The organism is Siccirubricoccus deserti, from assembly GCF_014283215.1.
Taxonomy (GTDB): domain Bacteria; phylum Pseudomonadota; class Alphaproteobacteria; order Acetobacterales; family Acetobacteraceae; genus Siccirubricoccus; species Siccirubricoccus deserti.
In genome coordinates this window covers 1-551 of sequence record NZ_JACOMF010000272.1, presented here as the reverse complement: position 1 = coordinate 551, position 551 = coordinate 1, and the positions used below count along the sequence as shown (strand labels likewise).

The following is a 551-nucleotide window of genomic DNA, read 5'->3' as shown; positions in this document are numbered from 1 at the left end:
ATCGGTTGGATCAGCCGCAACCGCCGCCTCGCCCGCGACTTCGAGCGACACTGCCGCATCGCCGCCGCCTTCGTCCGCATGGCAATGATCCGCATCATGCTCCGCCGGCTGGCCAGAAAGCCCTCAGCGTGAATCGAAACTTCCCGGATGGGCTCTAACGGCTCTTCACCTTCACATACGTCTCCTCCACCCGCCACGAGCCGTCGATCGGGCGCAGGTGCGGCCGGCTTCGTTTCTCAAGTTCCGGCGCGTAGGCCTGAATCCAGCAGAAGAGGGTCGTGTGATCGCTCGCGCGCTTACGAAACATGCGTTGCGCCTCACGCGCGAATGCTTGATATCCTCTATCCGTGAGCTCCTCTCAGTACGATACTGCGACGAGGCGACCTGAGCGGTCGCCCGGGGCGCCACCGGTGTTGTCCTCGACGAAGTCTGCCAGGCTCGCGCCTCGCCTCGGGCTACGTGCACACCTTGTCGGGCTAGTTCTGGCAGTCCTTCTGCCTGCCCTTGCTGTCGGCGGCGCCGCGGCCTGGCATGCGGCCAGTGCCTACCGT

1 pseudogene is annotated in these 551 nt (G+C 65.0%); it reads left to right on the top strand.

What is annotated here, in order from left to right:
* Positions 1 to 132: pseudogene (locus H7965_RS32355) on the top strand (IS5 family transposase); the annotation flags it as partial.
* Positions 133 to 551: the final 419 nt, after the last annotated feature.